This window comes from Pseudomonas sp. zfem005 (genome assembly GCF_032621735.1).
Taxonomy (GTDB): Bacteria; Pseudomonadota; Gammaproteobacteria; order Pseudomonadales; family Pseudomonadaceae; genus Metapseudomonas; species Metapseudomonas solani.
In genome coordinates this window covers 57,571-82,923 of record NZ_JAVYJE010000010.1, presented here as the reverse complement: position 1 = coordinate 82,923, position 25,353 = coordinate 57,571, and the positions used below count along the sequence as shown (strand labels likewise).

General features: G+C 67.1%; 25 protein-coding genes and 2 tRNA genes. 18 read left to right on the top strand and 9 right to left on the bottom strand.

Features of this window, described 5'->3' with window-relative positions:
* The first annotated feature begins 72 nt into the window (after positions 1 to 72).
* Entirely contained in the window at positions 73 to 711 is a 639-nt protein-coding gene (gene upp, locus RTW82_RS22160) for a uracil phosphoribosyltransferase (RefSeq protein WP_263402655.1), read from the top strand.
* 3 nt (positions 712 to 714) lie between these two features.
* Positions 715 to 1,992, top strand: coding sequence for a uracil-xanthine permease family protein (locus RTW82_RS22155; RefSeq protein ID WP_316926504.1), 1,278 nt, complete (start codon positions 715 to 717; stop codon positions 1,990 to 1,992).
* 138 nt (positions 1,993 to 2,130) lie between these two features.
* Here RTW82_RS22155 and RTW82_RS22150 read toward each other — a convergent pair whose 3' ends face one another.
* From RTW82_RS22150 to RTW82_RS22140, 3 genes are all read right to left on the bottom strand, one after another.
* Positions 2,131 to 3,489: an MFS transporter gene (locus tag RTW82_RS22150; protein ID WP_316926503.1), complete on the bottom strand. Its 1,359-nt coding sequence runs from the start codon at positions 3,487 to 3,489 to the stop codon at positions 2,131 to 2,133.
* Positions 3,490 to 3,614: 125 nt separating this feature from the next.
* A complete protein-coding gene (gene hemH / locus RTW82_RS22145; RefSeq protein ID WP_316926502.1) occupies positions 3,615 to 4,640 on the bottom strand; it encodes a ferrochelatase in 1,026 nt (341 codons plus the stop codon).
* Entirely contained in the window at positions 4,637 to 5,548 is a 912-nt protein-coding gene (locus RTW82_RS22140; protein ID WP_316926501.1) for a TIGR01777 family oxidoreductase, read from the bottom strand. Before RTW82_RS22140 ends, hemH begins: the two co-directional genes overlap by 4 nt.
* A 200-nt stretch (positions 5,549 to 5,748) precedes the next feature.
* On the opposite strand from RTW82_RS22140, the gene RTW82_RS22135 reads away from it, so the two are divergent.
* The 11 genes from RTW82_RS22135 (at position 5,749) to RTW82_RS22085 (ending at position 15,572) form a co-directional block, all read left to right on the top strand.
* Complete coding sequence (locus RTW82_RS22135) at positions 5,749 to 6,732, top strand: NAD(P)/FAD-dependent oxidoreductase (protein ID WP_316926500.1); 984 nt, start codon at positions 5,749 to 5,751, stop codon at positions 6,730 to 6,732.
* Positions 6,733 to 6,874: 142 nt separating this feature from the next.
* Positions 6,875 to 7,837, top strand: coding sequence for a YbgA family protein (locus RTW82_RS22130; protein WP_271659004.1), 963 nt, complete (start codon positions 6,875 to 6,877; stop codon positions 7,835 to 7,837).
* 2 nt (positions 7,838 to 7,839) lie between these two features.
* Positions 7,840 to 8,799, top strand: coding sequence for a MerR family transcriptional regulator (locus tag RTW82_RS22125; protein ID WP_316926499.1), 960 nt, complete (start codon positions 7,840 to 7,842; stop codon positions 8,797 to 8,799).
* The gene (phrB, locus tag RTW82_RS22120; RefSeq protein ID WP_316926498.1) at positions 8,787 to 10,220 is read left to right on the top strand and encodes a deoxyribodipyrimidine photo-lyase; all 1,434 of its coding nucleotides are present in this window, start codon (positions 8,787 to 8,789) and stop codon (positions 10,218 to 10,220) included. Before RTW82_RS22125 ends, phrB begins: the two co-directional genes overlap by 13 nt.
* Complete coding sequence (locus RTW82_RS22115; RefSeq protein WP_021222245.1) at positions 10,217 to 10,639, top strand: nuclear transport factor 2 family protein; 423 nt, start codon at positions 10,217 to 10,219, stop codon at positions 10,637 to 10,639. The genes phrB and RTW82_RS22115 overlap by 4 nt, the downstream gene beginning before the upstream one ends.
* Complete coding sequence (locus tag RTW82_RS22110; protein ID WP_021222244.1) at positions 10,636 to 11,400, top strand: SDR family NAD(P)-dependent oxidoreductase; 765 nt, start codon at positions 10,636 to 10,638, stop codon at positions 11,398 to 11,400. The genes RTW82_RS22115 and RTW82_RS22110 overlap by 4 nt, the downstream gene beginning before the upstream one ends.
* Complete coding sequence (locus tag RTW82_RS22105) at positions 11,397 to 12,644, top strand: NAD(P)/FAD-dependent oxidoreductase (RefSeq protein WP_316926497.1); 1,248 nt, start codon at positions 11,397 to 11,399, stop codon at positions 12,642 to 12,644. The genes RTW82_RS22110 and RTW82_RS22105 overlap by 4 nt, the downstream gene beginning before the upstream one ends.
* A complete protein-coding gene (locus tag RTW82_RS22100) occupies positions 12,641 to 13,441 on the top strand; it encodes a DUF1365 domain-containing protein (protein ID WP_316926496.1) in 801 nt (266 codons plus the stop codon). The genes RTW82_RS22105 and RTW82_RS22100 overlap by 4 nt, the downstream gene beginning before the upstream one ends.
* Positions 13,428 to 14,699: a cyclopropane-fatty-acyl-phospholipid synthase family protein gene (locus RTW82_RS22095; protein ID WP_316926495.1), complete on the top strand. Its 1,272-nt coding sequence runs from the start codon at positions 13,428 to 13,430 to the stop codon at positions 14,697 to 14,699. Before RTW82_RS22100 ends, RTW82_RS22095 begins: the two co-directional genes overlap by 14 nt.
* Positions 14,692 to 15,201, top strand: coding sequence for a DUF2878 domain-containing protein (locus tag RTW82_RS22090; protein WP_316926494.1), 510 nt, complete (start codon positions 14,692 to 14,694; stop codon positions 15,199 to 15,201). The genes RTW82_RS22095 and RTW82_RS22090 overlap by 8 nt, the downstream gene beginning before the upstream one ends.
* A 47-nt stretch (positions 15,202 to 15,248) precedes the next feature.
* A complete protein-coding gene (locus RTW82_RS22085) occupies positions 15,249 to 15,572 on the top strand; it encodes a YkgJ family cysteine cluster protein (RefSeq protein ID WP_184487373.1) in 324 nt (107 codons plus the stop codon).
* 718 nt (positions 15,573 to 16,290) lie between these two features.
* On the opposite strand, the gene RTW82_RS22080 is transcribed toward RTW82_RS22085, so the two are convergent.
* The 6 genes from RTW82_RS22080 to hemA all read right to left on the bottom strand — a co-directional run bounded on the left by RTW82_RS22080 (position 16,291) and on the right by hemA (position 21,641).
* Complete coding sequence (locus RTW82_RS22080) at positions 16,291 to 16,806, bottom strand: acyloxyacyl hydrolase (RefSeq protein WP_316926493.1); 516 nt, start codon at positions 16,804 to 16,806, stop codon at positions 16,291 to 16,293.
* Between the two features lie 110 nt (positions 16,807 to 16,916).
* Positions 16,917 to 17,714 carry a glutamate racemase gene (murI, locus tag RTW82_RS22075; RefSeq protein ID WP_316926492.1) on the bottom strand — a complete coding sequence of 266 codons (798 nt, stop codon included), beginning with the start codon at positions 17,712 to 17,714 and terminating at the stop codon, positions 16,917 to 16,919.
* The gene (locus RTW82_RS22070) at positions 17,707 to 18,462 is read right to left on the bottom strand and encodes a molybdopterin-synthase adenylyltransferase MoeB (protein WP_316926491.1); all 756 of its coding nucleotides are present in this window, start codon (positions 18,460 to 18,462) and stop codon (positions 17,707 to 17,709) included. Before RTW82_RS22070 ends, murI begins: the two co-directional genes overlap by 8 nt.
* Positions 18,456 to 19,286, bottom strand: coding sequence for a peptide chain release factor N(5)-glutamine methyltransferase (gene prmC, locus RTW82_RS22065; RefSeq protein ID WP_316926490.1), 831 nt, complete (start codon positions 19,284 to 19,286; stop codon positions 18,456 to 18,458). Before prmC ends, RTW82_RS22070 begins: the two co-directional genes overlap by 7 nt.
* A 1-nt stretch (position 19,287) precedes the next feature.
* Complete coding sequence (gene prfA / locus RTW82_RS22060; protein ID WP_021217947.1) at positions 19,288 to 20,370, bottom strand: peptide chain release factor 1; 1,083 nt, start codon at positions 20,368 to 20,370, stop codon at positions 19,288 to 19,290.
* Entirely contained in the window at positions 20,367 to 21,641 is a 1,275-nt protein-coding gene (hemA, locus tag RTW82_RS22055; RefSeq protein ID WP_031287209.1) for a glutamyl-tRNA reductase, read from the bottom strand. The genes prfA and hemA overlap by 4 nt, the downstream gene beginning before the upstream one ends.
* 185 nt (positions 21,642 to 21,826) lie before the next feature.
* On the opposite strand from hemA, the gene RTW82_RS22050 reads away from it, so the two are divergent.
* From RTW82_RS22050 to RTW82_RS22030, 5 genes are all read left to right on the top strand, one after another.
* Positions 21,827 to 23,554, top strand: coding sequence for a tetratricopeptide repeat protein (locus RTW82_RS22050; RefSeq protein ID WP_316926489.1), 1,728 nt, complete (start codon positions 21,827 to 21,829; stop codon positions 23,552 to 23,554).
* A 3-nt stretch (positions 23,555 to 23,557) separates the two neighbouring features.
* Positions 23,558 to 24,175, top strand: a complete 618-nt coding sequence (gene lolB, locus RTW82_RS22045; RefSeq protein WP_316926488.1) for a lipoprotein insertase outer membrane protein LolB — start codon at positions 23,558 to 23,560, stop codon at positions 24,173 to 24,175.
* 7 nt (positions 24,176 to 24,182) lie between these two features.
* Positions 24,183 to 25,034 carry a 4-(cytidine 5'-diphospho)-2-C-methyl-D-erythritol kinase gene (gene ispE, locus RTW82_RS22040; protein WP_021217951.1) on the top strand — a complete coding sequence of 284 codons (852 nt, stop codon included), beginning with the start codon at positions 24,183 to 24,185 and terminating at the stop codon, positions 25,032 to 25,034.
* A gap of 35 nt (positions 25,035 to 25,069) precedes the next feature.
* Positions 25,070 to 25,144 (top strand) — tRNA-Gln (locus tag RTW82_RS22035).
* A 54-nt stretch (positions 25,145 to 25,198) separates the two neighbouring features.
* Positions 25,199 to 25,273: transfer RNA gene (locus RTW82_RS22030), tRNA-Gln, on the top strand.
* Positions 25,274 to 25,353 lie beyond the last annotated feature (80 nt).

Sequence of the window (25,353 nt, the reverse complement as noted above, 5' to 3'; positions counted from 1 at the left end):
CAGTCACGACATGGCACAGGCAATGCTTTAATCTAACGCAATTTTTTTGCCAGCCCGCCGGAGTAACACCCCATGCCTATCCGAGAGATCCGCCACCCGCTGATCCGCCACAAAATCGGTCTGATGCGCCGCGCCGACATCAGTACGAAGAACTTCCGCGAACTGGCCCAGGAAGTGGGCGCCCTGCTCACCTATGAGGCGACCAACGACCTGCCCCTGGAAAACTACGAGATCCTCGGCTGGGCGGGCCCGGTGCAGGTGGAGAAGATCGCCGGCAAGAAGATCACCGTGGTGCCCATCCTGCGTGCCGGCATCGGCATGCTCGATGGCGTGCTCAGCCTGATCCCGGGCGCCAAGGTCAGCGCCGTGGGCGTGGCCCGCAACGAGGAAACCCTCGAAGCGCACACCTACCTGGAGAAACTGGCCCCCGAGATCGACGAGCGCCTGGCGCTGATCATCGACCCGATGCTGGCCACCGGCGGCTCCCTGGTCGCCACCATCGAGCTGCTCAAGCGTGCTGGCTGCAAGGAAATCCGCGCCATGGTGCTGGTGGCCGCGCCGGAAGGCATCAAGGTGGTCAACGATGCCCACCCGGACGTGATGATCTTCACCGCCTCCATCGACGAAAAGCTCAACGAGCATGGCTACATCATTCCGGGCCTGGGCGATGCCGGCGACAAGATCTTCGGCACCAAACAGAAGGACACCTGATCCATGAGCGATGAATTCAACGAACCGCTGTGGCGCCAGGTACTTTCTGGCGCGCAGATGCTCTTCGTGGCCTTCGGCGCCCTGGTGCTGATGCCGCTGATCACCGGTCTGGACCCGAACGTGGCGCTGTTCACCGCCGGCATGGGCACCCTGCTGTTCCAACTGGTGACCGGTCGCCAGGTGCCGGTGTTCCTGGCATCGAGCTTCGCCTTCATCACCCCCATCATCCTCGCCAAGGGCCAGTTCGGCCTGGCCGCGACCATGGGCGGCGTGGTGGCGGCGGGCTTCGTCTACACCTTCCTCGGCCTGGCGGTGAAGATCAAAGGCACCGGCTTCATCGACCGCCTGCTGCCCCCGGTGGTGATCGGCCCGGTGATCATCTCCATCGGCCTGGCCATGGCCCCCATCGCCGCCAACATGGCCATGGGCAAGGCCGGTGACGGCACCGAGCTGATCCCCTACGCCACCGCCATGTGGATCTCCATGCCGGCGCTGCTGACCACCCTGGTGGTGGCGGTGTTCGGCAAGGGCATCTTCCGCCTGGTGCCGATCATCTCCGGCGTGCTGGTGGGCTTCGCCCTGTCGTTCTGGTTCGGCGTGGTCGACACCGCCAAGATCCTCGCGGCGCCCTGGCTGGAACTGCCGGCCTTCACCGCCCCCGAGTTCAATTGGCAGGCCATCCTGTTCATCGTCCCCGTGGCCCTGGCCCCGGCCATCGAGCACATCGGCGGCGTGATCGCGGTGGGCAGCGTCACCGGCAAGAACTACCTGAAGACCCCCGGCCTGCACCGCACCCTGCTGGGCGACGGCCTGGCCACCTCGGCCGCCGGCCTGTTCGGCGGCCCGCCCAACACCACCTACGCCGAAGTCACCGGCGCGGTGATGCTGACCAAGAACTACAACCCGAAGATCATGACCTGGGCGGCGCTGTTCGCCATCGGCCTGGCCTTCATCGGCAAGTTCGGCGCCATCCTGCAGAGCATCCCGGTGCCGGTCATGGGCGGCATCCTCTGCCTGCTGTTCGGCTCCATCGCCGCGGTGGGCATGAACACCATGATCCGCCACAAGGTGGACCTGGCCGAGGCGCGCAACCTGGTGATCGTCTCGGTGACCCTGGTGTTCGGCATCGGCGGCGTGCTGATCGGCACCGGCACCGGCCCGGACGACTTCGGCCTCAAGGGCATCGCCCTCTGCGCCATCGTTGCCATCGCCCTCAACCTGATCCTTCCCGGCCACGACGCCTGGAAGCACAAGGCGGCGGACGACGCGCCGGACATCTGAGCCCCGCGCCACAAAAAAAGCCCCGCAATCGCGGGGCTTTTTATTGGCAGCGTGGCGTCATCGATGACGAGGCTCTCCGGGCTCATACCCCGTTCGGTAGCCTCCGTAGGATGGGTAGAGCGGAGCGAAACCCATCGATCAGGCATCCACCAGCTTGGCGCCCGGCACCGAACTCGGCGCCACCCACTGCTTCAGGCGCTCGATGCTTTCGCGGTAGGGCTTGAGCCCCATCCACAGCAGCACCACCGAGCTGAACACCGCCAGCGAGGTGACGATCAGCAGCGAGTAGCGCAACGCCTTGTCGTCGGCGAATACGTAGTCGGTCACCAGAGCCACGGCGGTGGGGCCGAGGCCCAGGCCGATCAGGGTGATGACGAACAGGTAGATGGCCGAAGCCTGGCCACGCATGGAGTTGGGCATGATCTCCTGGATCGCCGCCGGCGCCACGCCGAAGGGCATGCTGAGGAAGAACACGGTCGGCGCCATCAGCACGGTCACCCAGTTGGCGTTGTCCAGCAGCGGGAACACCAGCACCAGCGGCAGCGCGCCGAGCGCGGCGATGAGCCCGACCCGCATGTTGGCGTCGCAGCGCCCGCGCCTGGCCATGCGGTCCGCCAGGCGGCCGCCGAAGACGATGCCGAGGCAGCCGAACACCGCGACGATGCTGCCGTAGACCACGCCCACGTGGCCGGCATCCCAGCCATAGGTGCGGATGAAGAAGGTGGGTATCCACGCCGCACTGCCATAGCCGGCGAAAGCCAGGCCGGCGAAGCCGAAGTTGTGGCAGAGCACGGTGCGGCGGTTGGCGCGGATGTAGCGCCCCACTTCAGAGAAAGGCACCGCGACACCGGCGCCCACGCCGCGCCGGGCCGGCTCGCGCACCGCCAGCATCAGCAGGGTGAAGAGCACGCCAGCACCGCCGAGGATGAGGAAGATCAATTGCCAGGGGCGCACGTCACCCAGCAGCGGCAGGTGCACGTCGCCCTGGGCCGAGGCGAACTTGATCACCAGCCCGCCGAGCAGGAAGGCCAGCCCCGAGCCGAGGTACACGCCCATGGAATACACGCTGATGGCGGTGGCGCGGCGCTCCTGGGGGAAGCTGTCGGCGATCAGCGAATAGGCCGCCGGCGACAATGCCGCCTCGCCCACGCCCACGCCGATGCGGCAGACGAGGAACTGCCAGTACAGCTTGGCCATGCCGCAGGCGGCGGTGGCGGCGCTCCAGAACAGTACGCCGATGGCGATCAGCCCGCGGCGGCTGCGGGTATCGGCCAGGCGCCCGAGGGGGATGCCGCAGACGGTGTAGAACAGCGCGAAGGACAGGCCCATCAGCAGGCTCATCTGCGTATCGCTGATGACCAGATCACGGCGGATGGGCTCAACCAGCAGGTTGAGAATCTGCCGATCGATGAAGGAAAGCACGTAGGCCACCATCAGGATGGCGACGGTGGTCCAGGCTCGCAGGCCCGAGGGATAGCCATTGTTGTTGTTCTGCATGGGCTCTCCTCGGCGCCGCCGGTGCGGCGCACGACGGTGGAAGAAGCGCCCAGCTTAGGTGCAGGCGGGGTGAAGCAGCGGCTTTATAGGCCAGGCGAATGCCCGGGCTGTCCCCGGGCTGATGCTCAGAGCAGGCGCTGGGCCTTGCCGGAAAGGCTGGCCAGTGCCTGGGCCCATTGCGGGTGATCGTTCATGCAGGGCACCAGTACCAGGTCCTCGCCGCCAGCGGCGATGAACTGCTCGCGCCCGCGGTCGCCGATCTCCTCCAGGGTCTCGATGCAGTCGGCGACGAAGGCCGGGCACATCACCAGCAGTTTCTTCACCCCCTGTGCCGCCAGTTCGTCGAGGCGGCTCTCGGTGTAGGGCTCGATCCACTTGGCGCGCCCCAGGCGCGACTGGAAGGACACCGACCACTGCCCCGGCTGCAGCCCCATGCGCGCGGCAAAGCCTTCGCTGGTGCGGTAGCACTGGGCACGGTAGCAGCGGGCGAGCACCTGGCCCTCGGCACGCTGGCAGCAGTCCGCGCCCTTCAGGCAGTGGCTGCCACTGGTGTCGGCCTTGTGCAGGTGACGCTCGGGCAGCCCGTGGTAGCTCATCAGCAGGTGATCGAAGCCCTGTTCCAGGTGCGGGCGGGCGCTGGCCACCAGGGCATCGAGGTACTCGGGCTGGTCGTAGAAGGGGTCGAGCACCTGCACCTGGAGCTTGAAGCCATGGGCGGCGATGACCCGGCGCGTCTCCTGTTCGACGGTGGTAGTGGTGCTGTCGGCGAACTGCGGGTAGAGCGGTGCCAGCGTCACGCGCTTGACGCCCTGGCGCACCAGTTCCTGCAGGGTGTTCTCGATGGAGGGCTCGCCGTAACGCATCGCCAGGGCCACCGGCCCATGGGGCCAGAATGGCTGGGTGGCGGTCTGCAAACGGCGGCTGAGGGCGACCAGTGGCGAGCCTTCGGGCCACCAGATGGAGGCGTAGGCATGGGCCGACTGCGCGGGGCGCCTGATCAGGATCAGCGACACCAGCAGGCGCCGCAGCGGCCAGGGCAGGTCGATGACGTAGGGGTCCATGAGGAACTGGTTGAGGTAGCGACGCACGTCCCCCACCGAGGTGGAAGCGGGTGAGCCCAGGTTGGCCAGCAGCAGCGCGTGATCAGTCATGCAACGTCCTTAGGCCTCAGCACATCGGCGAGCGCCGTATCCAGATCGGTGAAACGAAAGATGAAACCGGCGTCCAGCAGCCGCGCCGGCACGGCGCGCTGGCCGCCCAGCAGGAGGATCGACATCTCCCCCAGCAGCAGGCGCAACGCGAAGGTCGGCGCCGGCAGAACGGCCGGCCGCCCCAGCGCGCGGCCCAGGCTCCGGGTGAAATCACAATTGCGCGCAGGGTGCGGAGCGCACGCATTATAGGGACCACTGGCCCCCTCCAGCCGCAAAAGAAAATCCATCGCGGCGATTTGATCCTGCAGGTGAATCCACGGCATCCACTGGCGGCCACTGCCCAGGCGGCCACCGAGGCCGAGGCGGAATGCCCGGAGCATGTCGCGGAGGAAACCATCATGGGCCGCGAGCACCAGGCCAGTGCGCAACAGCACCACGCGGATGCCCAGTGCCTCGGCGCGTTGCGCGGTCTCTTCCCAGGCGATGCACAGGGCGCTGGCAAAATCGCCGTTGCCGGGTGGCGCGTCCTCGCGCAGCTCGCGCTCGCCGGCGTCGCCATACCAGCCCACCGCCGAGCCGGACAGCAGCAGCGCCGGGCGTTGCTCGCGGGTCTCCAGCCAGGCCAGCAGGCGCTCGGTGAAGGCCACCCGGCTGTCGAGAATCTTCGCCTTGCGGTTGCGCGTCCACAGCCCGCCGGCCACCGGTTCGCCGGCCATGTTGACCAGTGCATCCAGGGGCCCGTCACCGTATTCGTCGAGGCTGCCGATGGCCCGCACCACGGGCCCGCAAAGCCCCGCCACGCGCTGCGGCGTGCGGCTGAGCACGGTGACCTGGTGGCCCTGCCCGCTCCACAGCCGGCAGAGCTCACGGCCGATCAGGCCAGTACCGCCGGTCAGCAATATGTGCATGGCATCCTCCTCGCATGGTGCTAAGTGGAGATATCGCCCTAGTCTGAATCAAGACAGGGCACGGGTTGAGTCCGCCATGGTCACACCTTTATGAGCGGCACTCGAATTGGAACCGATAGCCCTGTACAACGCAACAAAAGTGTATAGGTTTATCGAACACCTGATCAGCAGTCGCTACAGCACAAGGTAAAGAGGTAACCATGAGCACTCCCATCGCCATCATCGGAACCGGCCTCGCGGGCCTTTCCGCCGCCCAGGCGCTGCATGCCGCCGGGCACGCCGTGCAGCTCTTCGACAAGAGCCGCGGCAGTGGCGGTCGTATGGCCAGCAAGCGCAGCGACGCCGGTTCGCTCGACCTCGGCGCGCAGTATTTCACCGCCCGTGACCGCCGCTTCACCGAAGTCGTCCAGCAATGGCGCGACCGCGGCTGGGTCGCCGAGTGGACGCCCACCCTCTACAACTTCCGCAACGGCACCCTCTCGCCCTCCCCGGACGAACAGGTGCGCTGGGTCGGTACCCCACGCATGAGCGCCATCACCCGGGCCCTGATGGGGGCGCTGCCGGTGAACTTCAGCTGCCGCATCACCGAGGTGTTCCGCGGCGAGCAGCACTGGAGCCTGCAGGACGCCGAGGGCCAGAGCCACGGCCCCTTCAGCCACGTCATCATCGCCACCCCCGCGCCCCAGGCCACCACCCTGCTGGCCGCCGCCCCCAAGCTCGCCGGGGTCGCCGCCAGCGTCGCCATGGAGCCCACCTGGGCCGTGGCCCTGGCCTTCGAGAAGCCGCTGGAGACACCCGTCGAAGGCTGCTTCGTGCAAGGCAGCGGGCTCGACTGGGTGGCGCGCAACCGCACCAAGCCCGGTCGCGACAACAGCCAAGACACCTGGGTGCTGCACGCCACCAGCGCCTGGAGCCGCCAGCACCTGGACCTGCCCAAGGAAGCGGTGATCGAGCAGCTCTACGGCGCCTTCGCCGAGCTGATCGGCTGTGCCGTATCGTCGCCGGCCTTCACCCTGGCCCACCGCTGGCTCTACGCGCGCCCGGCCCAGGCCCACGAATGGGGCGCCCTGGCCGATGCCGACCTGGGGCTCTACGCCTGCGGCGACTGGTGCAGCTCCGGCCGCGTGGAAGGCGCCTGGCTGAGCGGGCAGGACGCCGCCCGCCGCCTGCTCGAACACCTCTGACGGTCGCACACCGTCCCACCGGCGACCCCGGGCAGGTCGCCGGAAAAGTTGTACAAGGCTATTGATTTGTACAATGACACGCCTATGATGAACACAGGTTGTACAAACAACAGAACCTGTACAAGTTCATCCGAGGCACCGCATGTCCAGCGCCCCCACTGCCCAGCCCCCAAAGATCGGCATCAGCGCCTGCCTGATGGGCGAGGAAGTCCGCTTCAATGGCGGGCACAAGGAATCCCGCCTGTGCAGCCAATTCCTCGCCCGCCACCTGGAATTCGTCCGCGTCTGCCCGGAGGTCGGCATCGGCCTCGGCACGCCGCGCCCGACCCTGCGCCTGGTGGGCGACCCCGCCGCCCCGCGCGCCGTGGGCAGCCGCGACGAGCGTGACGTCAGCGATGCCTTGCGCGACTACGGCCGGCAGACCGCCGAGCGCCTGGACGACCTGGACGGCTTCATCTTCATGCAGAAGTCACCTTCCTGCGGCCTATACCGCGTCAAGGTCTACCAGGACAACGGCTACCCCGCCGAAGGCGGCGGGCGCGGCCTGTTCGCCGAGACCTTCTGCGCCGCCCGCCCCGACCTGCCGGTGGAGGAAGAAGGCCGCCTGTGCGACCCGGTGCTGCGGGAAAACTTCCTCACCCGCGTCTACGCCCACGCCGATTGGCGCGCCCTGCTGGCCGAAGGGCTGACCCGGCGCGGCATCCTCGAATTCCACGCCCGCTACAAGTACCAGCTGATGGCCAGCGACCCCGCGCGCTACCGCGCCCTCGGGCGGATGCTCGGCAGCATTGGCGAGCACCACCCCGAGGAACTGGCACCGCGTTACTTCAGCGAGTTGATGAAGGGCCTCAGCCGCTGCGCCACCCGGGGTACTCACAGCAACGTGCTGCAGCACATCAGCGGTTACCTGAAGGGCGCCCTGGGGCGTGACGAGAAGGCCGAGATGCAGCGCCTGATCGAGCAGTACCGCACCGGTATCGTGCCGCTGGTGGTGCCGCTCACCCTGCTCAAGCACCACTTCGCCCGCCACCCGCATCCCTACATCGCGCAGCAGGCCTACCTGCAGCCGCATCCCGAAGACCTCAGCCTGCGCAACGCCATCTAGCCATGGACGATTACGACGACACGCCGCTCGACGGCGACTTCCAGGCCGCACTCGCCCGGGGTCTGCTGCCCATCCGCGAGGTGGCGCGGCTCACCGGCGTCAACCCGGTGACCCTGCGCGCCTGGGAACGCCGCTACGGCCTGGTGCTGCCCCAGCGCACCGCCAAAGGCCACCGCCTGTATGCGCCGGAGCATGTGGCGCGCATCCACGCCGTGCTCACCTGGCTCGACCGTGGCGTACCGGTGGGCCAGGTGAAGGGGTTGCTGCGGGGCGGTCAGCACGCCGGACTCTCGTCTTCCTCGCTGTGGGACGAGCAGCGTCATCAGTTGCTGGAGGCCATCGGCGCCCTGGCAGAGCGCCGCCTCGACGAGCGCTTCAACGCCGCGTTGTCGATCTACCCGCCGCTGACGCTGTGCCAGCAACTGCTGCTGCCCCTGCTCGAAGCACTGGAAACCCGCTGGGGCGATGCCTATGGCGCGCGCCTGGAGCGGGTGTTCTTCAACGCCTGGCTGCGCAGCAAGCTGGGCGCGCGCATCTACCACAACAACCGCCAGCACGGCAGCGCCCCGCTGTTGCTGCTCAACCCCTGTGAACACCCCATGGCGCCGGGCCTGTGGATAAGCGCCTGGCTGGCCAGCAATGCCGGCTGCGCGGTGGAGGTGCTGGAGTGGCCGATACCCGCCGCCGAGCTGCCCCTGGCCATCGCCCGTATCGAACCCCGCGCCCTGCTGCTGTATGCCGAACAGGCCCTGGCCGGCCCCAGCCTGGCACGCCTGCTGGCCGACCACGGCTGCCCGCTGGTGCTGGCCGGGCCCGCCGTGCGCATCCACCAGCGCGAGCTGCAAGAGCTGGCCGCACAAGGCATCCGCCCCCCTCTCGCCGACGACCCGGTCGCGGCCCTGCAAACCCTGTCCAGCCTTGGTGTGCTGGCCAGGCCCGAGGATCTTCCATGCGCCAACTGATGTGGTTCCGCTGCGACCTGCGCGTCCAGGACAACACGGCCCTGTCCGCCGCGATGGCCGCCGGGCCGACCCTGGCCCTCTACCTGCTCAGCCCCGGCCAGTGGCTGGAACACGACGACGCCCCGGCCAAGGTGGACTTCTGGCTGCGCAACCTGGCCTCGCTGCAGGCCGAGTTGGCGCGCCTCAACGTGCCACTGCTGATCCGCCGCGCCGACCACTGGGACGAAGCCCCGGAAGCCGTCGCCCGCCTGTGCCACGAGCACCAGGTCAGCGCCGTGCACGTCAACGAGGAGTACGGCATCAACGAGAGCCAGCGCGATGCCGCCGTCAAGGCACGCCTGCAGGCCGACGGCCTGCGCCTGCGCAGCCATCTCGACCAACTGCTGTTCAAGCCGGGCAGCGTGCTGACCAAGAGCGACAGCTACTTCCAGGTCTTCAGCCAGTTCCGCAAGGCCTGCTACGCGCGGCTGCACAGCGCCCTGCCCCACAGTGCGCCGCTGCCGAAAAAGCAGGAGCCGCTGGGTATCGAAAGCAGCGCCGTACCCGCCACAGTGAAGGGCTTCCACAGCCCGCCTGCCAGCCTGCAAGCGCTCTGGCCCGCCGGCGAAGAGGAAGCGGGCCGCCGCCTGGAGGCGTTCGCCGACCAGCAGATCGAGCACTACCAGGACGAACGCGACTTCCCCGCACACCCCGGCACCAGCCAGCTGTCGCCCTACCTCGCCGCCGGCGTGCTGTCGCCAAGGCAATGCCTGCATGCCGCGCTGCGCAGCAACCAGGGCGAGTTCGAGTCGGGCAACGCCGGCGCCGTCACCTGGATCAACGAACTGCTCTGGCGCGAGTTCTACAAGCACATCCTCGTGGGCTACCCACGCGTCAGCCGCCACCGCGCCTTCCGCGCCGACACCGAAGCGCTGCGCTGGCGCGATGCCCCAGAAGACCTGGAAGCCTGGCAGCAGGGGCGTACCGGCATCCCCATCGTCGACGCGGCGATGCGCCAATTGCTGGCCACCGGCTGGATGCACAACCGCCTGCGCATGGTGGTGGCCATGTTCCTCACCAAGAACCTGCTGATCGACTGGCGCGAGGGCGAGCGCTGGTTCATGCGCCACCTGATCGACGGTGACCTGGCGGCCAACAACGGCGGCTGGCAGTGGAGCGCCTCCACCGGCACCGATGCCGCGCCCTACTTCCGCATCTTCAATCCGGTCAGCCAGTCCCAGCGCTTCGACCCGCAAGGGGTGTTCATCCGCCAGTGGCTGCCGGAGCTGGCAAGCCTGGACAAGAAGGACATCCACGACCCGGCCGCCCGTGGCGGGCTGTTCCTGCCGGAAGGTTATCCACAGCCGATGGTGGACCTCTCCTCCAGCCGCGACCGGGCCATCGCCGCGTTCCGCAGCCTGCCCAAGGCGGTCACGGCATGAGCGCCTTCCTGCAACGTTTCGCCGAGGACTTCGCGCGCCTGGGCCGCGACAACCTCGACTTGCTCGCCACGCTGTACAGCGAGGACGCCCAGTTCACCGACCCGCTGCACCATGTCGAAGGGTTGCCCGCCATCCGCCGCTACTTCGCCGGGCTCTACGAGAACGTCAACGACCTTAACTTCGAGTTCCACGGCTATGACCAGGCGGGTGAAGGCCAAGGCTACCTGCGCTGGACCATGACCTATCGCCACCCACGCCTGGCAGGCGGCCGCCCGATTGCGGTGGAAGGCTGCTCGCACCTGCGCTGGAACGAACGGGTGTACTACCACCGCGACTACTTCGATGCCGGCGCGCTGCTCTATGAACACGTGCCGCTGCTGGGCGGGGTGGTCCGCTTGCTAAAGGGGCGACTGGCATGAACGACTCCCGACGCATCTGGCTCACCGGCGCCAGCAGCGGCATCGGCGCCGAACTGGCCGAACTGCTGCTCCGGGACGGGCACCGTCTCGCCCTCAGCGCCCGCCGCAGTGGCCCGCTGGAAACCCTGCAGCAGCGCTTCCCCGAGCAGGTACTGCTGGTGCCGGGCGACCTGACCGACGCCGCCCAGGTCACCGCCATGGGCGAACGCATCGCCCGGCACTGGGGCGCGCTGGACTGCGCGATCCTTAACGCCGGCACCTGCGAATACCTGGAAGCCGGGCGGTTCGACGCCGACCTGGTCGAGCGCGTGGTAGCCGCCAACCTGCTCGCCCCGGCGCGCTGCATCGAAGCCGCCCTGCCCCTGCTGCGCAAGGGCGAACGGCCGCACCTGGTCGGCGTGGTCAGCGCCGTCACCCACTTCGCCCTGCCTCGCGCCGAAGCCTATGGCGCCTCCAAGGCCGGCTTGCGCTACCTGCTGGAATCCCTGCGCGTGGACCTGGCCCACGAAGGCCTCGACGTCACGCTGGTGAGCCCCGGCTTCGTCGACACGCCGCTGACCCAGCGCAACGACTTCCCCATGCCCATGCGCTGGTCGACGCAACGTGCCGCGCACCACATCGTCCGGCGGCTGCAGCGGCGGCCGCTGGAAATCGCCTTCCCGGGCCCCTTCATCCTCGCCCTGCGCCTGCTCGCCCGGCTGCCGGCGCGGATGCGCCTGGCCCTGGGCCGACGCCTGGCCCGTAACGGAGCTCCCCAATGAAAGTCGCCATCATCGGCAGCGGCATTTCCGGTCTCACCTGCGCCTGGTTGCTGGCCCGCCAGCACGACATCCAGCTGTTCGAAGCCAGTGACTGGATCGGCGGCCACACCCACACGGTGGACGTGCACCTGCACGGGCGTGACTACGCCGTGGACACCGGCTTCATCGTCTTCAACGACTGGACCTACCCCAACTTCATCCGCCTGATGGAGCGCCTGGGCGTGGCCAGCCAACCCACCGAGATGAGCTTCTCGGTGCACGACCCGGCCAGCGGCCTGGAGTACAACGGCAACAACCTCAATAGTCTCTTCGCCCAGCGGCGCAACCTGCTCTCGCCGGGTTTCTGGGGCATGCTGCGAGAAATCCTGCGCTTCAACCACGACGCCCAGGCGGACCTCGACGCGGGCCGCATCAACCCCGCCATCACCCTCGGCGACTACCTGCGCATGGGCGGTTATGGCGAGCGCTTCCGCGATCACTACCTGGTACCGATGGGGGCGGCGATCTGGTCCATGCCGCTGGACGACATGCTGGCCTTCCCGCTGCAGTTCTTCGTGCGCTTCTTCAAGAACCACGGCCTGCTATCGGTCAACGACCGCCCGCAATGGCGGGTGATCAGCGGGGGCTCGCGCAGCTACGTGGCGCCACTGACGGCCAGCTTCGCCGACCACATCCGCCTGTCCTGCCCGGTGACCTGGGTCGAGCGCGATGCCGAGGGCGTGACCCTGCACAGCGCCGCCGGCAGCGAGCGCTTCGACAAGGTGGTATTCGCCTGCCACAGCGACCAGGCACTGGCCCTGCTGGCCCAGCCGAGCGCGACCGAGGCCGAGGTACTGGGCGCCCTGCCCTATGCCGACAACGAGGTGGTGCTGCACACCGACACGCGCCTGCTGCCGCGCCGGCCACTGGCCTGGGCCAGCTGGAACTACCGCCTGGGCGGCCCTCGCCAGCGCCCGGCGGCCGTGACCTACAACATGAACATCCTCCAGGGCATCCAGGCGCCGGAGACCTTCTGCGTCAGCCTCAACCAGGGCGAAGCCATCGACCCCGCGCGCGTCCTCGCCCGCTTCAGCTACGCCCATCCGCAGTTCAGCCTCGAGGGCGTCCGCGCCCAGGCGCGCTGGGAGGAGATCAACGCCAAGCAGCACAGCTACTTCTGCGGCGCTTACTGGGGCAACGGCTTCCACGAAGATGGCGTGGTCAGCGCCCTGCGCGTGGCCCGCGAGTTCGGGGAATCCCTGTGAACAGCGCCCTCTACAGCGGCTGGGTCAGGCACCGGCGGCACCAGCCCCGGGCCCACGCCTTCCGCTACCGCATCGGCCTGCTGTACCTGGATCTGGACGAGCAGGAACAGGTGCTCGGCCTCTCTCCGCTCGCCGGACCGGGACGCTTCGCGCCCTTCGCCTTTCGCGAGCGCGACTTCCTGCCGCAGTTCACCGGCACCGGCATGCGCCTCGCCGAAGCCGTGCGCCAGCGCGTCGGCGAGGCCCTGGGGCGGCGCCCCGAAGGCGCCATCTGCCTGCTGGCCCAGGCCCGCAGCTGGGGGCTGGCCTTCAACCCGGCGAGCTTCTTCTACTGCCATGACGCCGACGGAACGCTGATGGCGATCCTCTGCGAGGTGACCAACACGCCCTGGCGCGAGCGCTACCACTACGTGGTGCCGGCGCAGGGCGAGGGCCACCAGCGAGTGCGGGTGGACAAGGCCTTCCACGTCTCGCCCTTCCTGCCCCGCGAACTGGAGTACCGCATGGCCTTCAGCCCGGTGGGCCCACGCCTGGCGGTGCACATGGAGGACTGGCAGGGCGACACCCGGCTGTTCGACGCGACCCTCGACCTGGAGCGCCACGAACTCGACCGCGCCAGCCTGCACCGCTACCTCGCGCGCTTTCCCTGGATGACGGCCAAGACCGTCCTGGGCATCTACTGGCAGGCCCTGCGCCTGCTGCTCAAACGCCTGCCTCTGTTCTCCCACCAGGCGGCGGACGGCGCCTACCGCGTCGCCACCACGCATTCGAAGGAGCATCACCATGAAGAGCACTAGTCTCGGCATCAAGCCGGGCCTGTTCGGCACCACCGGCCTGGCCGGCGGCCTGTTGCGCCGGCTGGTGCTGGCCCAGCTGGAAGGGCTGCGCCACGGCCAGTTGACCGTGCTGGAGGACGGCGAGGAACGGGTCTTCGGCGACGCTCAGGCTGAACTCAGGGCACGTATCGAGGTGCAGGATGCGGCGGTCTGGCCGCTGGTGGCGGCCAACGGCTCCATCGGCTCGGGGGAGGCCTATATCCACGGTTACTGGACCACGCCGGACCTCACGGCGGTGATCCGCGTGTTCGTCGCCAACCTCGATGTGCTCGACGGCATGGAACGCGGCCTGGCTTTGCTGGGGAGGCCCCTGGTGCAGGGCCTGCACTGGCTCAACCGCAACACACGGGCCGGCTCGCGGCGCAACATCGCCGCCCATTACGACCTGGGCAACGACCTGTTCGAGCAGATGCTCGACCCGACCATGATGTACTCCGCCGCGCAGTTCGCCAGCCCCGAGCAGAGCCTGGAGCAAGCCCAGTTGAACAAGCTGGAACGCATCTGCCGCAAGCTCGACCTCAAGCCCGACGACCACCTGCTGGAGATCGGCACCGGCTGGGGCAGCATGGCGCTCTACGCCGCCACCCACCACGGCTGCCGGGTGACGACCACTACCCTGTCCCGCGAGCAGTACGAGTACACCCGCCAGCGCATCGAGGAGCAGGGCCTGCAATCACGCGTCACCCTGCTGCTGCAGGACTACCGCGACCTCGACGGGCGCTTCGACAAGCTGGTCTCCATCGAGATGGTCGAGGCGGTGGGCCACCGCTTCCTGCCCGCCTATTTCAAGCAGTGCGCACGCCTGCTCAAGGACGACGGGCTGATGCTGCTGCAGGCCATCACCATGCGCGACCAGCGTTACGAGCAGGCCAAACGCAGCGTCGACTTCATCCAGCGCTACATCTTCCCCGGGGGCGCCCTGCCCTCGGTGCAGAAGATGCTGGAGGTGATCACCCGCGACAGCGACATGAACCTGCTGCACATGGAGGACTTCGGTCCCCACTACGCACGCACCCTGCGCCACTGGCACGACAACCTGCGCGCAGCGCGCGGGCGCCTGGAGCAACTGGGCTACGACGAAACCTTCTACCGGCTCTGGGAGTTCTACCTGTGCTACTGCGAGGGCGGCTTCCTGGAGCGCGCCATCGGCACCGCGCAGCTGGTGCTGGCCAAGCCCGGCGCGCGCCCGTCGTCACTGCTCGGCCGCCTGGATGCCTAGGCAGCTGGCCAATGCGGCGTTGTTCCAGCTGGGCTGGTTCGCCTGCCTGTTCGCCGCCAACCAGCCGCTCCTGTTGCTGGTGGCGCCGGCGATCCTGGCGCTGCATTTCCTCTGCATCGGCTCCTGGTCGGAGGATGGCCGCCTGGTGATCGCCGTGACGCTGCTGGGCAGCCTGCTGGACTGCCTGTTGCTCAACCTCGGCCTGTTCGACTTCGGCTACGGCGGGCACCTGATCCCGCCCTGGCTGGTATTGCTCTGGGCACTGCTGGGCACCACGCTCAACCATTGCCTGGCCTGGACTGCCCGGCCCTGGTGGCTGGCCAGCCTGCTGGGCGCCATCGCCGCACCGCTGTCGTACCTGGCCGGCGCGCGCGTGGCCGGGGTCGGCCTGCCCTTCGGCACGCTGCCGAGCCTGCTGGTACTGGCGCTCATCTGGGCGGCGCTGCTACCTCTGCTGCATCGCCTGGCGAGGCAGTTGAAGCGGCCAAGGCCGAACACCTGATCGCCCCGGCAACCGGAACGCATGCCTTTGCCGTAAACTCCGCGCCCATGAGCCCTTCGCTGATTCCCGTCCAACAACTGCCTGCCGCCCCCGAGATCACCTGCGCCACCTGCGCCGCCTGCTGCTGCCAGCTGGAAGTGATGCTGATCACCGACACCGGCGTGCCCGAACGCTTCATCGAAACCGATGACTGGGGCGGCGACGTCATGGCGCGCCTGGACGACGGCTGGTGCGCCGCGCTGGACCGCGACACCATGCTCTGCACCATCTACGAGAATCGCCCGCTGATCTGCCGCGAGTTCGAGATGGGCGAAGCCGATTGCCTGGATGAACGCCGGGGCATCGACAGCGCCTATGGACGCGTGGTCTGACCGGTACCTGGCCTCCGGAATGGCCCCGGGCTGAAGCCCGGGCTACGCGGGGCAGCACCCGTCGCGAATGAATTGGCTCTGTCTGCGTTAGCTGTTGTGGTTTTAATGCAAGCGCTCAAGCACGGTGCTATCCGGGCATTTATGGATTTCTTCCACCTCCACAGCATGGGTTTCGCTTCGCTCTACGCCATCCTACGAAAGCCGCCGCTACGTGCACGTTGGGTTGGTGCGCACATCAATGTGTGGATTTGAGCAGAGAAAGTTGGAGCAGCCGCCAACGCCCCTCCAGGAGGCCGAACGCAGTCGTTGCGCCGGGGGACGAGCGGCATGGATGCCGCGAGAGGCGCGCCAGGCCAGGGATGGCCCATCGCGCCGGCCCCCAGACGACGCTTGCGGCGAACGCACTTCAGTGCGGCCCGAAGGGCGAGCGTAGCGAGTAACGACGATGGAGTGAGGGAACCCGACGCAGTCGGGCCGGATGATGGGGCAAGCCCTTTTGGTTCCTTTTCTGGCGACTGAGAAAAGGGACTCGCCCGGGTGGGCGAAACCAGAAGCATCACCAGAACTCGGCAATCAGCTGAGCTCAAATCCTCTAGCAACACTTAACGCAGACAGAGCCAATGAATTCGCTCCTAAGGCCGCACCGCCAGGTGCTCAGGGTTATCCACAGGCCATAAAAAAACCGGGCGCTGGGCCCGGTTCTTCGTGTCACTCGCGCTTAGAAGGAAACGCGGTAGTGCAGGCTGTACGCCTCGACGCCATCGTTCGGCTGCTTGATGCCGGCGTTGGAGTAGTGGATGGCGCGAACGCCGACTTCCTGGTTGCTGAAGCGCAGGCCGGCGCCGATGCGGTCTTCGAACTGGAAAGAGGAGCCCAGCTCGTTGTCTTCCAGTTCGGTATTGGCGAACAGGGCGACACCGATGCCGGCTTCGACATAGGGCTTCACGGTTTCACCGGCGAATTCGTAGACGAACACCGGTGCGAAGGAAATGCTGTGGTTGCTGGAGGTCTTGTCGCCGTCCCAGTAGGTGTAGCCGGCATCCCAGTAGCCGGTCAGGCGACCGACGTCGGTCTGGAACCAGCTGGTGGAGAAATCGAACTGGGTAGCGAGGCGATAGACCATGGTCGATTCGCCGGTCTGACCAACATCGAGAGAAACATCAGCTGCCTGTGCCGCAACAGCTTGCCCTACGCAAATGGCTGCAACGGCAGCCAAAGAGAACAGTTTCTTCATGGAAACTTCCTTATTCAGACTTAATCGACAGGTTAAAACGTACGAATTGGAGCGATTATAGATACGTTTGGACTAAGAGAAAGACGGCTACCAGCAAGTTCAAGGTTTTTTTAAAAGCCGAGATCCGCCACGCAAACGCTCTCGTTTCCCCATAGTGCAGGCAGCACATTCTGCATCGCTGCAGGCTCACCGCTGCTCCAGAAACGACAGGCTTGAGCCGGCCCGCGCGCCAGCAGGTCACGGGCTTCGAGCAGGCGTTGCAGCTGCCGCGCCACCGCGGCGCCGGTGTCCACCAGGCGTACCGACTCGGGGACCATGCCGGCCAGCAACGGACGCAGGAAGGGGTAATGGGTGCAGCCGAGGATCAGCGTGTCGCAGCCCTCGGCCAACAGCGGCTGCACGTAGCTCCAGAGCAGCGCACGGGTCGCCTCGCTGTCGAGGTCGCCTATCTCGATGCGCTCCACCAGGCCCGGGCAGGGCTGGGTGACCACACGCACGTCATTGGCGAACCGGTCGAGCAGCGCGGCGAACTTGGCGCTTTTCAGGGTACCGGTGGTGGCGAGCACGCCGACCACGCCGGAGCGCGTGGCGGCCGCTGCGGGCTTGACCGCCGGCTCCATGCCGACGATGGGCAGCTGTGGATAACGCGCCCGCAGGTCGGCGACCGCCGCCACCGTGGCGGTGTTGCAGGCCAGCACCAGCGCCTTGGCACCACGCTCCAGCAGGAAGCGGGTGATCGCCTGGCTGCGCTCGCGGATGAAGTCCTGGCTCTTCTCGCCATAGGGGATATAGCCGCTGTCGGCCACATAGAGCAGGGATTCATTGGGAAGCAGGCCGCGGATCTCACGCAGCACGGAGAGGCCGCCAACGCCGGAGTCGAAGACGCCGACGGGGGCCTGATCAGGCATGCCCATTCCCACAGACGGTACAGCCCGGATCGCGCTTGACCCGCAGCTCGCGGAAGCGGCTGCCGAGGGCCTCCACCAGCAGCAGGCGGCCCACCAGGGGCTCGCCGAAACCGGCCAGCAGCTTGAGTGCTTCCAGGGCCTGCAGGCTGCCGACCATGCCCACCAGCGGGCCGACCACACCGGCTTCGCTGCAGGTCAGTTCGGCTTCGCTGCCGTGGCCATAAAGGCAGTGGTAGCAGGGGCTGTCATCGCGTCGCGGGTCGAACACCGAAAGCTGGCCTTCGAGGCGGATCGCAGCGCCGGAAACCAGCGGCTTGCGCGCGGCCACACAGGCGGCGTTGACCGCCTCGCGGGTGCCGAAGTTGTCGGTGCAGTCAAGCACCAGGTCCACGGCCGCGACGGCAGCAGCCAGGGAGTCGACATCCAGCGCGGCGCGGTGAGGCACCAGGCGCACTTCGGGGTTGAGCGCGGTAAGCCGGGCCATGGCCGAGTCGACCTTGGGCTGCCCGACGCTCTGGCTGTCGTGGATGATCTGGCGCTGCAGGTTGGTCAGGTCGACGCTGTCGAAGTCCGCCAGGTGCAACTCGCCGACACCGGCAGCAGCCAGGTAGAGAGCGACCGGCGAGCCGAGGCCACCGACGCCGACTATGAGTACACGGGCCTGCTTCAGGCGCAGTTGGCCGTCGACGTCGATCTGCGGCAGGAGGATCTGCCGGCTGTAACGCAGGAGCTCTTCATCGCTCAGCATGGCAGGCGGCCCAGGCTGATGCGCTCGTGGCCGCCCAGGTCGCGACGGCTTTCCACCGCCTCGAAGCCCTGGCGGGACAGCAGCTCGCGTACGGCAGCGGCCTGGTCGTAGCCATGTTCCAGCAGCAGCCAGCCACCGGCACTCAGGTGTACGGGCGCTTCGCTGATGATCAGGCGGATGTCGTCCAGCCCGTCGGCGCCGGAGACCAGCGCACTGGCCGGCTCGAAGCGCACGTCACCTTCGCTCAGGTGCGGGTCGCGGGCGGCGATGTAGGGCGGGTTGCTGACGATGAGGTCGAAGCGCTCGCCAGCCAGGGCGGAGAACCAGTGGCTCTCGCGGAATTCGACGTTGTCCAGCTTCAGGCGTACGCGGTTGCGCTCGGCCAGGGCCACGGCATCACCGATGCGGTCGACGCCGATCAGGCGCCAGCCCGGGCGCTCGCTGGCCAGGGCCAGGACGATGGCGCCGCTGCCGGTGCCCAGGTCGAGCACGCGGGCGGGGGTGGCCGGCACCAGGGCCAGGGCGCTTTCCACCAGCAGCTCGGTGTCGGGGCGCGGGATCAGGGTGTGCGGGGCGACTTCCAGGTCCAGGCTCCAGAAGCCCTGCTGACCGAGGATGTAGGCCACCGGTTCGCCGTTGCGCCGGCGCTCCAGGTAGCTGGCATACAGCTCGGCGGCCTCGCCACTGACCACACGCTCGGGCCAGGTATGCAGGAAGCTGCGCGGCTTGCCCAGGGCGGCGGCGAGCAGCAGCTCGGCGTCCAGGCGGGCGCTCGGCGAGCCCGGCAGGCGGGCCTCGCTGAGCAGGCTGGCGATGATGGTCACGTCAGTCTCCCAGGGCGGCCAGCTGGTCGGCCTGGTATTCGGCGAGCAGCGGCTCGATGACCGCTTCGACGCCGCCGGCGAGCACGTCGTCCAAGGCGTAGAGGGTCAGGTTGATGCGGTGATCGGTGACCCGCCCCTGGGGGTAGTTGTAGGTGCGGATGCGCTCGGAACGGTCGCCGGAGCCCACCAGCAGCTTGCGGGTGTCGGAGATTTCCTTGTGCGCAGCGGCTTCCTGCTGGTCGTTCAGCCTGGCTGCCAGCCAGGCCATGGCCTTGGCGCGGTTCTTGTGCTGCGAGCGCTCCTCCTGGCACTCGACCACGATCCCGGAGGGGATGTGGGTGATGCGCACGGCGGAGTCGGTCTTGTTCACGTGCTGGCCGCCGGCGCCGGAGGAGCGGTAGGTGTCCACGCGCAGGTCGGCCGGGTTGATCTCGATGGCGGCCTGTTCGTCCGGCTCGGGGAGCACGGCGACGGTGCAGGCGGACGTGTGGATGCGGCCCTGGGATTCGGTTTCCGGCACCCGCTGCACGCGGTGCGCGCCGGACTCGAATTTGAGCTTGGCGTAGACGTTGTCGCCCTCGACGCGGGCGATCACCTCTTTATAGCCACCGTGCTCGCCTTCGTTCTCGGAGAGGATCTCCACCCGCCAGCCCTGGCGCTCGGCATAGCGCGAGTACATGCGGAACAGGTCGCCGGAGAAGATCGCCGCCTCGTCGCCACCGGTGCCGGCGCGGATTTCGAGGAACACGTTGCGACCGTCGTTGGGGTCCTTGGGCAGCAGCATGCGCTGCAGGCGCGCCTCCAGCTCGACCAGCTGCTCGCGGGCCTGGGCGACTTCTTCCTCGGCCATCTCGCGCAGGTCCGGGTCGCTATCCTTGAGCAGCGCCTGGGCGCCCTCGAGATCGGACTGCACCTTGCGGAATTCACGGAAGGCCAGGTAGACGGGCTCGACCTCGGCGTATTCCTTGGAATACGCGCGGAACTTGCTCTGGTCGCTGATGACTTCGGCATCGCCGAGCAGGGCCGTGAGTTCCTCGAAACGATCCTGGAGGATGTCGAGCTTGTTGAGCAGTGACGCTTTCATTGGGCTTGCTTGTCCGTGCCCTCGTCGAGGGCGAAGAGTTCCTGGGCCACGGCCAGCGCATCGAAGCGGCCGTCGGCGGAGAGTTTTTTCAGCTGCACGCTGGGGGCATGCAGCAGCTTGTTGGTGAGCCCGCGGGCGAGCTGGGCCATGACGTCTTCGGCGGAGCTGCCGTTGGCCAGCATGCGCTGCGCCTTGGCCAGTTCCTCGTCACGGGTGCGTTCGGCCTGCTGGCGGTAGGCGCGCAGCACGTCCACGGCAGCCAGTTCGCGCAGGCGCTGCATGAACTCGACCACACCGCCACCGACCAGCTCCTCGGCGGCCTGGGCGGCGCCCTGGCGACTCTTGAGGTTTTCGGCGACCACTTCGTGGAGGTCGTCGACGGTATAGAGGTAGACGTCGTCCAACTCGCCGACTTCGGGCTCGATGTCACGCGGCACGGCGATGTCGACCATGAAGATCGGCTTGTGCTTGCGCTGCTTCAGCGCGCGCTCGACTGCGCCCTTGCCGAGGATCGGCAACTGGCTGGCGGTGGAACTGATGACGATGTCGCTGTTGACCAGCTCGTCGGGGATATCGGCCAGCAGCACGGCGTGGGCACCGAACTGCTCGGCGAGCATGCTGGCGCGTTCGAGGGTGCGGTTGGCGACGACGATGCGCTTCACGCCCTGCTCGTGCAGGTGGCGGGCGACCAGGGTGATGGTTTCGCCGGCGCCGATGAGCAGCGCCTGGCTGCGGTGCATGTCGGTGAAGATCTGCTTGGCCAGGCTGACTGCGGCGAAGGCTACGGAGACCGGGTTCTCGCCGATCGCGGTGTCGGTGCGCACGGTCTTGGCGGTGCTGAAGGTGGCCTGGAACAGCCGGCCCAGCAGCGGGCCGACGGTGCCGGCCTCGCGCGCCACGGCGTAGGCGGACTTCATCTGACCGAGGATCTGCGGCTCGCCGAGGACCATGGAGTCGAGCCCCGACGCGACGCGCATCATGTGGCGTACGGCGGCATCGTCCTGGTGCACGTAGGCGCAGGCACGCAGCTCTTCGAGGCTGAGGTTGTGGTAGCCGGCCAGCCAGGCCAGGACTTCGTCGGCGCTGATCTGCTCCTGCTCCAGGTACAGCTCGCTGCGGTTGCAGGTGGAGAGGATCGCCGCCTCGCGGCTGGCCGTGAGGTTGCACAGCTGCCGCAGCGCCTCGACCAATTGCTCGGGAGTAAAAGCCACGCGCTCACGTACATCCACGGACGCGGTTTTGTGGTTGATACCGAGGGCAAGAAAGGCCATGCAGGGTCGCTAACGGAAACGGGAGGCGCGCAATTGTCCTCCTTCAACAGATTGAGAACAACCACCGCTCGCTATTGTCACAATCACCATGAACCGGCCCAACAATGTATCGGCCCTTGCCCCATGGGCTTGCCCAGCCGCTTGTGTCATGATGCTCCGACCGCAGGTTAGTCGCCTTTTCCCCTATGAATAAATCCTTCGCGTTGCTGACCGCCCTCCTGCTCGTTGGCGGTTGCCAGACCCTGGCCCCCACCTCGCCGGACGGCACGCCGCCGGTGGAAGACACCAGCCAGGCGCCCGATTCCAAGCCGGAAGTCTATGGCTCCTTCAGCCGCGACACGCTGTTCGCCCTGCTCTCCGCCGAAGTGGCCGGGCAGCGCAACCGCTTCGATATCGCCCTCGGCAACTATGTCCAGCAAGCCAATGCGACCCAGGACGCCGGCGTCGCCGAACGCGCCTTCCGCATCGCCGAGTACCTGGGTGCCGACCAGGCCGCACTGGACACCGCGCTGATCTGGGCGAAGAACGCGCCGGACAACCTCGACGCCCAGCGCGCCGCCGCCGTACAGCTCGCCCGCGGCGGCCGCTACGACGAATCCATGACCTATATGGAGAAGGTGCTACAGGGCCAAGGCGATACCCACTTCGATTTCCTCGCTCTCTCTGCCGCCGAGACCGACCCGGATACCCGCACCGGCCTGCTGCAAAGCTTCGACCGCCTGCTCGCCAAGTACCCGGACAACAGCCAGCTGGTGTTCGGCAAATCGGTGCTGCTGCAACAGGACGGCCGCACCGAAGACGCGCTGGCGCTGCTGGAAGACATCCCCTCGAATGACCAGCAGATCCCGCCGATCCTCCTGCGCGCGCGCCTGCTGCAAAGCCTGGACCGCACCGACGAAGCCCTGCCGCTGCTGCAGAAAGGCATCAAGCAGCACCCGGACGACAAACGCCTGCGCCTGACCTACGCGCGCCTGCTGGTGGAAGAGAACCGCCTGGACGAAGCCAAGTCCGAGTTCGCCGGCCTGGTGCAACAGTTCCCCGACGATGACGACCTGCGCTTCTCACTGGCGCTGGTGTGCATGGAAGGCGAGGCCTGGGACGAAGCCCAGGTCTACCTCGAAGAGCTGGTCGACCGTGGCAGCCACGTGGACTCCGCCCACTTCAACCTGGGCCAGGTCTACGAAAAGCGCGGCGACAAGGAAAGCGCACTGATCGAGTACGCACTGGTCGGTGCCGGCAACGACTACCTGCCGGCCCAGTTGCGCCAGACCGAGATACTGCTCGACGCCAACCGTCCGGACGAGGCCGCCGCGCACCTGGACAAGGCTCGCGAGGCGCAGCCCGACTACGCCATCCAGCTGTACCTGATCGAGGCCGAAAGCTTCGCCGAGCGCCAGCAGCAGGACCGTTCCTGGAACGTCATCCAGCAAGGCCTGCAGCAATTCCCGGATGACCTCAACCTTCTCTATACCCGCGCGATGCTCGCGGAGAAGCGCGGCGACCTGGCGCAACTGGAGCGCGACCTGCGTTTCATCCTCGAGCGTGAACCGGAAAATGCCATGGCGCTCAACGCCCTCGGCTACACCCTGGCCGATCGCACCACGCGCTACGAGGAAGCCCGCCAACTGGTCGAAAAGGCATACCAACTCAAGCCGGACGACCCCGCCATTCTCGACAGCCTCGGCTGGATCAACTTCCGCCTGGGCAACATGGATGAAGCAGAACGCCTGCTGCGCCAGGCCCTGAAGGAATTCCCCGATCACGAAGTGGCCGCCCACCTGGGCGAAGTGCTCTGGGCCCGTGGCAAGCAGAGCGAAGCTCGCGAAGTCTGGTCCGAAGCCCTCAAGACCCAACCCGACAGCCCGATCCTGCGCGGCACCCTGCAGCGCCTGACCGGCTCCGAGACTCTTTGATCCATGCGTCTACGTTCACTGCTAGCCGCCGGCGCCCTGCTCCTGCTCACGGGCTGCGCCGGCCTCACCTCCCACGAAACCGTTGACGGCCAGGGCGACCCGGCGCAATGGAAAGTTCATAAGGAACAGGTCGCCGCGCTCGACGGCTGGCAGATCGCCGGCAAGGTCGGCATCCGCGCACCGAAGGACTCCGGCAGCGGCACGCTGTTCTGGCTGCAACGCCGCGACTATTACGACATCCGCCTTTCCGGCCCCCTGGGTCGTGGTGCAGCCCGCCTCACCGGGCACCCGGGCGCCATTACCCTCGAAGTGGCCAACCAGGGTCGCTATGAAGCCGAAACCCCCGAAGCCCTGCTGGAAGAACAGCTCGGCTGGCGCCTGCCGGTGTCCCACCTGCAATGGTGGGTGCGCGGCCTGCCCGCCCCGGATAGCCGCAGCCGCCTGACCCTGGACGGCAAGAGCCACCTGGCGAGCCTCGAGCAGGACGGCTGGCAGGTGCAGTACCTCAGCTATGTGGAGCAGAACGGCTTCACCCTGCCCGAGCGCATCAAGCTCAAGGGCGCCGACCTCGACGTCACCCTGGTGATCAAGGACTGGCAGCCGCGCCAGCTCGGCCAGTAGGCGCACCATGCAGGACGCACAGCTGATCCTCCCGGCTCCGGCCAAGCTCAACCTCATGCTGCATATCCTCGGCCGCCGTGCCGACGGCTATCACGAGCTGCAGACCCTGTTCCAGTTCCTCGAACACGGCGACGAACTGGGCTTCACCCTGCGCCAGGATGGTGAAATCCACCTGCGCACCGAGGTGCCGGGCGTGCCCCATGAGAGCAACCTGATCGTCCGCGCCGCCAGGCGCCTGCAGCAGGAATCCGGCACCGCTCTCGGTGCCGACATCTGGCTGGACAAGCGCCTGCCCATGGGCGGCGGCATCGGCGGCGGCAGCTCGGATGCCGCCACCACCCTGCTCGGCCTCGACCACCTCTGGCAAACCCACCTGGGCGAAGACCGCCTCGCCGAACTGGGCCTGGCCCTGGGCGCCGATGTGCCGGTATTCGTGCGCGGCCGTGCGGCCTTCGCCGAAGGTGTCGGCGAGCGCCTGCAGCCGGTCACCCTGCCCGAGCCCTGGTTCCTCGTCGCCGTACCGCAAGTCTTTGTCAGCACAGCGGAAGTTTTCACCGATCCCGAGTTGACACGGAATACTCCGCCCATTAATCTTCGCAGCCTTCTTGAGGGGGGCGGTCGTAATGACTGTCAACCGGTAGTCGAGAAACGTTACCCGGATGTTCGTAACGCGCTGATCCTGTTGAATAATTTCACAGCAGCTAGACTGACCGGCACTGGAGCTTGTGTGTTTGGGAGCTTCCCAAACAAGGACGATGCTGATAAAGTCGCCCGCCAACTTCCAGCCACTCTGCCGAATTTCGTCGCGCGAGGAAGCAACATCTCGATGTTGCACCGCAAGCTCGGAATCCTGGCTTGAAAGAAGTGTTGCAAGTCCTCCGGTTATACCGATACAGGGGCGTCGCCAAGCGGTAAGGCAGCAGGTTTTGATCCTGCCATGCGTTGGTTCGAATCCAGCCGCCCCTGCCATAACCCTCCAAGGGTTCGGTACGACAAGGTCTTGCAAAGAGAGTTGAAACAGATAGGGGCGTCGCCAAGCGGTAAGGCAGCAGGTTTTGATCCTGCCATGCGTTGGTTCGAATCCAGCCGCCCCTGCCATACACGAGAAAGCTGTTCAAAAAGCACCTGTGCATTTTGAACAGCTTTTTATTCATCAGGTCCACCCTCAGCCGGCAGGT

What these genes read in the sequence shown, in the direction of transcription:
- upp (WP_263402655.1), top strand. Translation starts at nt 73, where the DNA reads ATGCCTATCCGAGAGATCCGCCACCCGCTGATCCGCCACAAAATCGGT.
- RTW82_RS22155 (WP_316926504.1), top strand. Translation starts at nt 715, where the DNA reads ATGAGCGATGAATTCAACGAACCGCTGTGGCGCCAGGTACTTTCTGGC.
- RTW82_RS22150 (WP_316926503.1), bottom strand. Translation starts at nt 3,489, where the DNA reads ATGCAGAACAACAACAATGGCTATCCCTCGGGCCTGCGAGCCTGGACC.
- hemH (WP_316926502.1), bottom strand. Translation starts at nt 4,640, where the DNA reads ATGACTGATCACGCGCTGCTGCTGGCCAACCTGGGCTCACCCGCTTCC.
- RTW82_RS22140 (WP_316926501.1), bottom strand. Translation starts at nt 5,548, where the DNA reads ATGCACATATTGCTGACCGGCGGTACTGGCCTGATCGGCCGTGAGCTC.
- RTW82_RS22135 (WP_316926500.1), top strand. Translation starts at nt 5,749, where the DNA reads ATGAGCACTCCCATCGCCATCATCGGAACCGGCCTCGCGGGCCTTTCC.
- RTW82_RS22130 (WP_271659004.1), top strand. Translation starts at nt 6,875, where the DNA reads ATGTCCAGCGCCCCCACTGCCCAGCCCCCAAAGATCGGCATCAGCGCC.
- RTW82_RS22125 (WP_316926499.1), top strand. Translation starts at nt 7,840, where the DNA reads ATGGACGATTACGACGACACGCCGCTCGACGGCGACTTCCAGGCCGCA.
- phrB (WP_316926498.1), top strand. Translation starts at nt 8,787, where the DNA reads ATGCGCCAACTGATGTGGTTCCGCTGCGACCTGCGCGTCCAGGACAAC.
- RTW82_RS22115 (WP_021222245.1), top strand. Translation starts at nt 10,217, where the DNA reads ATGAGCGCCTTCCTGCAACGTTTCGCCGAGGACTTCGCGCGCCTGGGC.
- RTW82_RS22110 (WP_021222244.1), top strand. Translation starts at nt 10,636, where the DNA reads ATGAACGACTCCCGACGCATCTGGCTCACCGGCGCCAGCAGCGGCATC.
- RTW82_RS22105 (WP_316926497.1), top strand. Translation starts at nt 11,397, where the DNA reads ATGAAAGTCGCCATCATCGGCAGCGGCATTTCCGGTCTCACCTGCGCC.
- RTW82_RS22095 (WP_316926495.1), top strand. Translation starts at nt 13,428, where the DNA reads ATGAAGAGCACTAGTCTCGGCATCAAGCCGGGCCTGTTCGGCACCACC.
- RTW82_RS22090 (WP_316926494.1), top strand. Translation starts at nt 14,692, where the DNA reads ATGCCTAGGCAGCTGGCCAATGCGGCGTTGTTCCAGCTGGGCTGGTTC.
- RTW82_RS22085 (WP_184487373.1), top strand. Translation starts at nt 15,249, where the DNA reads ATGAGCCCTTCGCTGATTCCCGTCCAACAACTGCCTGCCGCCCCCGAG.
- RTW82_RS22080 (WP_316926493.1), bottom strand. Translation starts at nt 16,806, where the DNA reads ATGAAGAAACTGTTCTCTTTGGCTGCCGTTGCAGCCATTTGCGTAGGG.
- murI (WP_316926492.1), bottom strand. Translation starts at nt 17,714, where the DNA reads ATGCCTGATCAGGCCCCCGTCGGCGTCTTCGACTCCGGCGTTGGCGGC.
- RTW82_RS22070 (WP_316926491.1), bottom strand. Translation starts at nt 18,462, where the DNA reads ATGCTGAGCGATGAAGAGCTCCTGCGTTACAGCCGGCAGATCCTCCTG.
- prfA (WP_021217947.1), bottom strand. Translation starts at nt 20,370, where the DNA reads ATGAAAGCGTCACTGCTCAACAAGCTCGACATCCTCCAGGATCGTTTC.
- hemA (WP_031287209.1), bottom strand. Translation starts at nt 21,641, where the DNA reads ATGGCCTTTCTTGCCCTCGGTATCAACCACAAAACCGCGTCCGTGGAT.
- RTW82_RS22050 (WP_316926489.1), top strand. Translation starts at nt 21,827, where the DNA reads ATGAATAAATCCTTCGCGTTGCTGACCGCCCTCCTGCTCGTTGGCGGT.
- lolB (WP_316926488.1), top strand. Translation starts at nt 23,558, where the DNA reads ATGCGTCTACGTTCACTGCTAGCCGCCGGCGCCCTGCTCCTGCTCACG.
- ispE (WP_021217951.1), top strand. Translation starts at nt 24,183, where the DNA reads ATGCAGGACGCACAGCTGATCCTCCCGGCTCCGGCCAAGCTCAACCTC.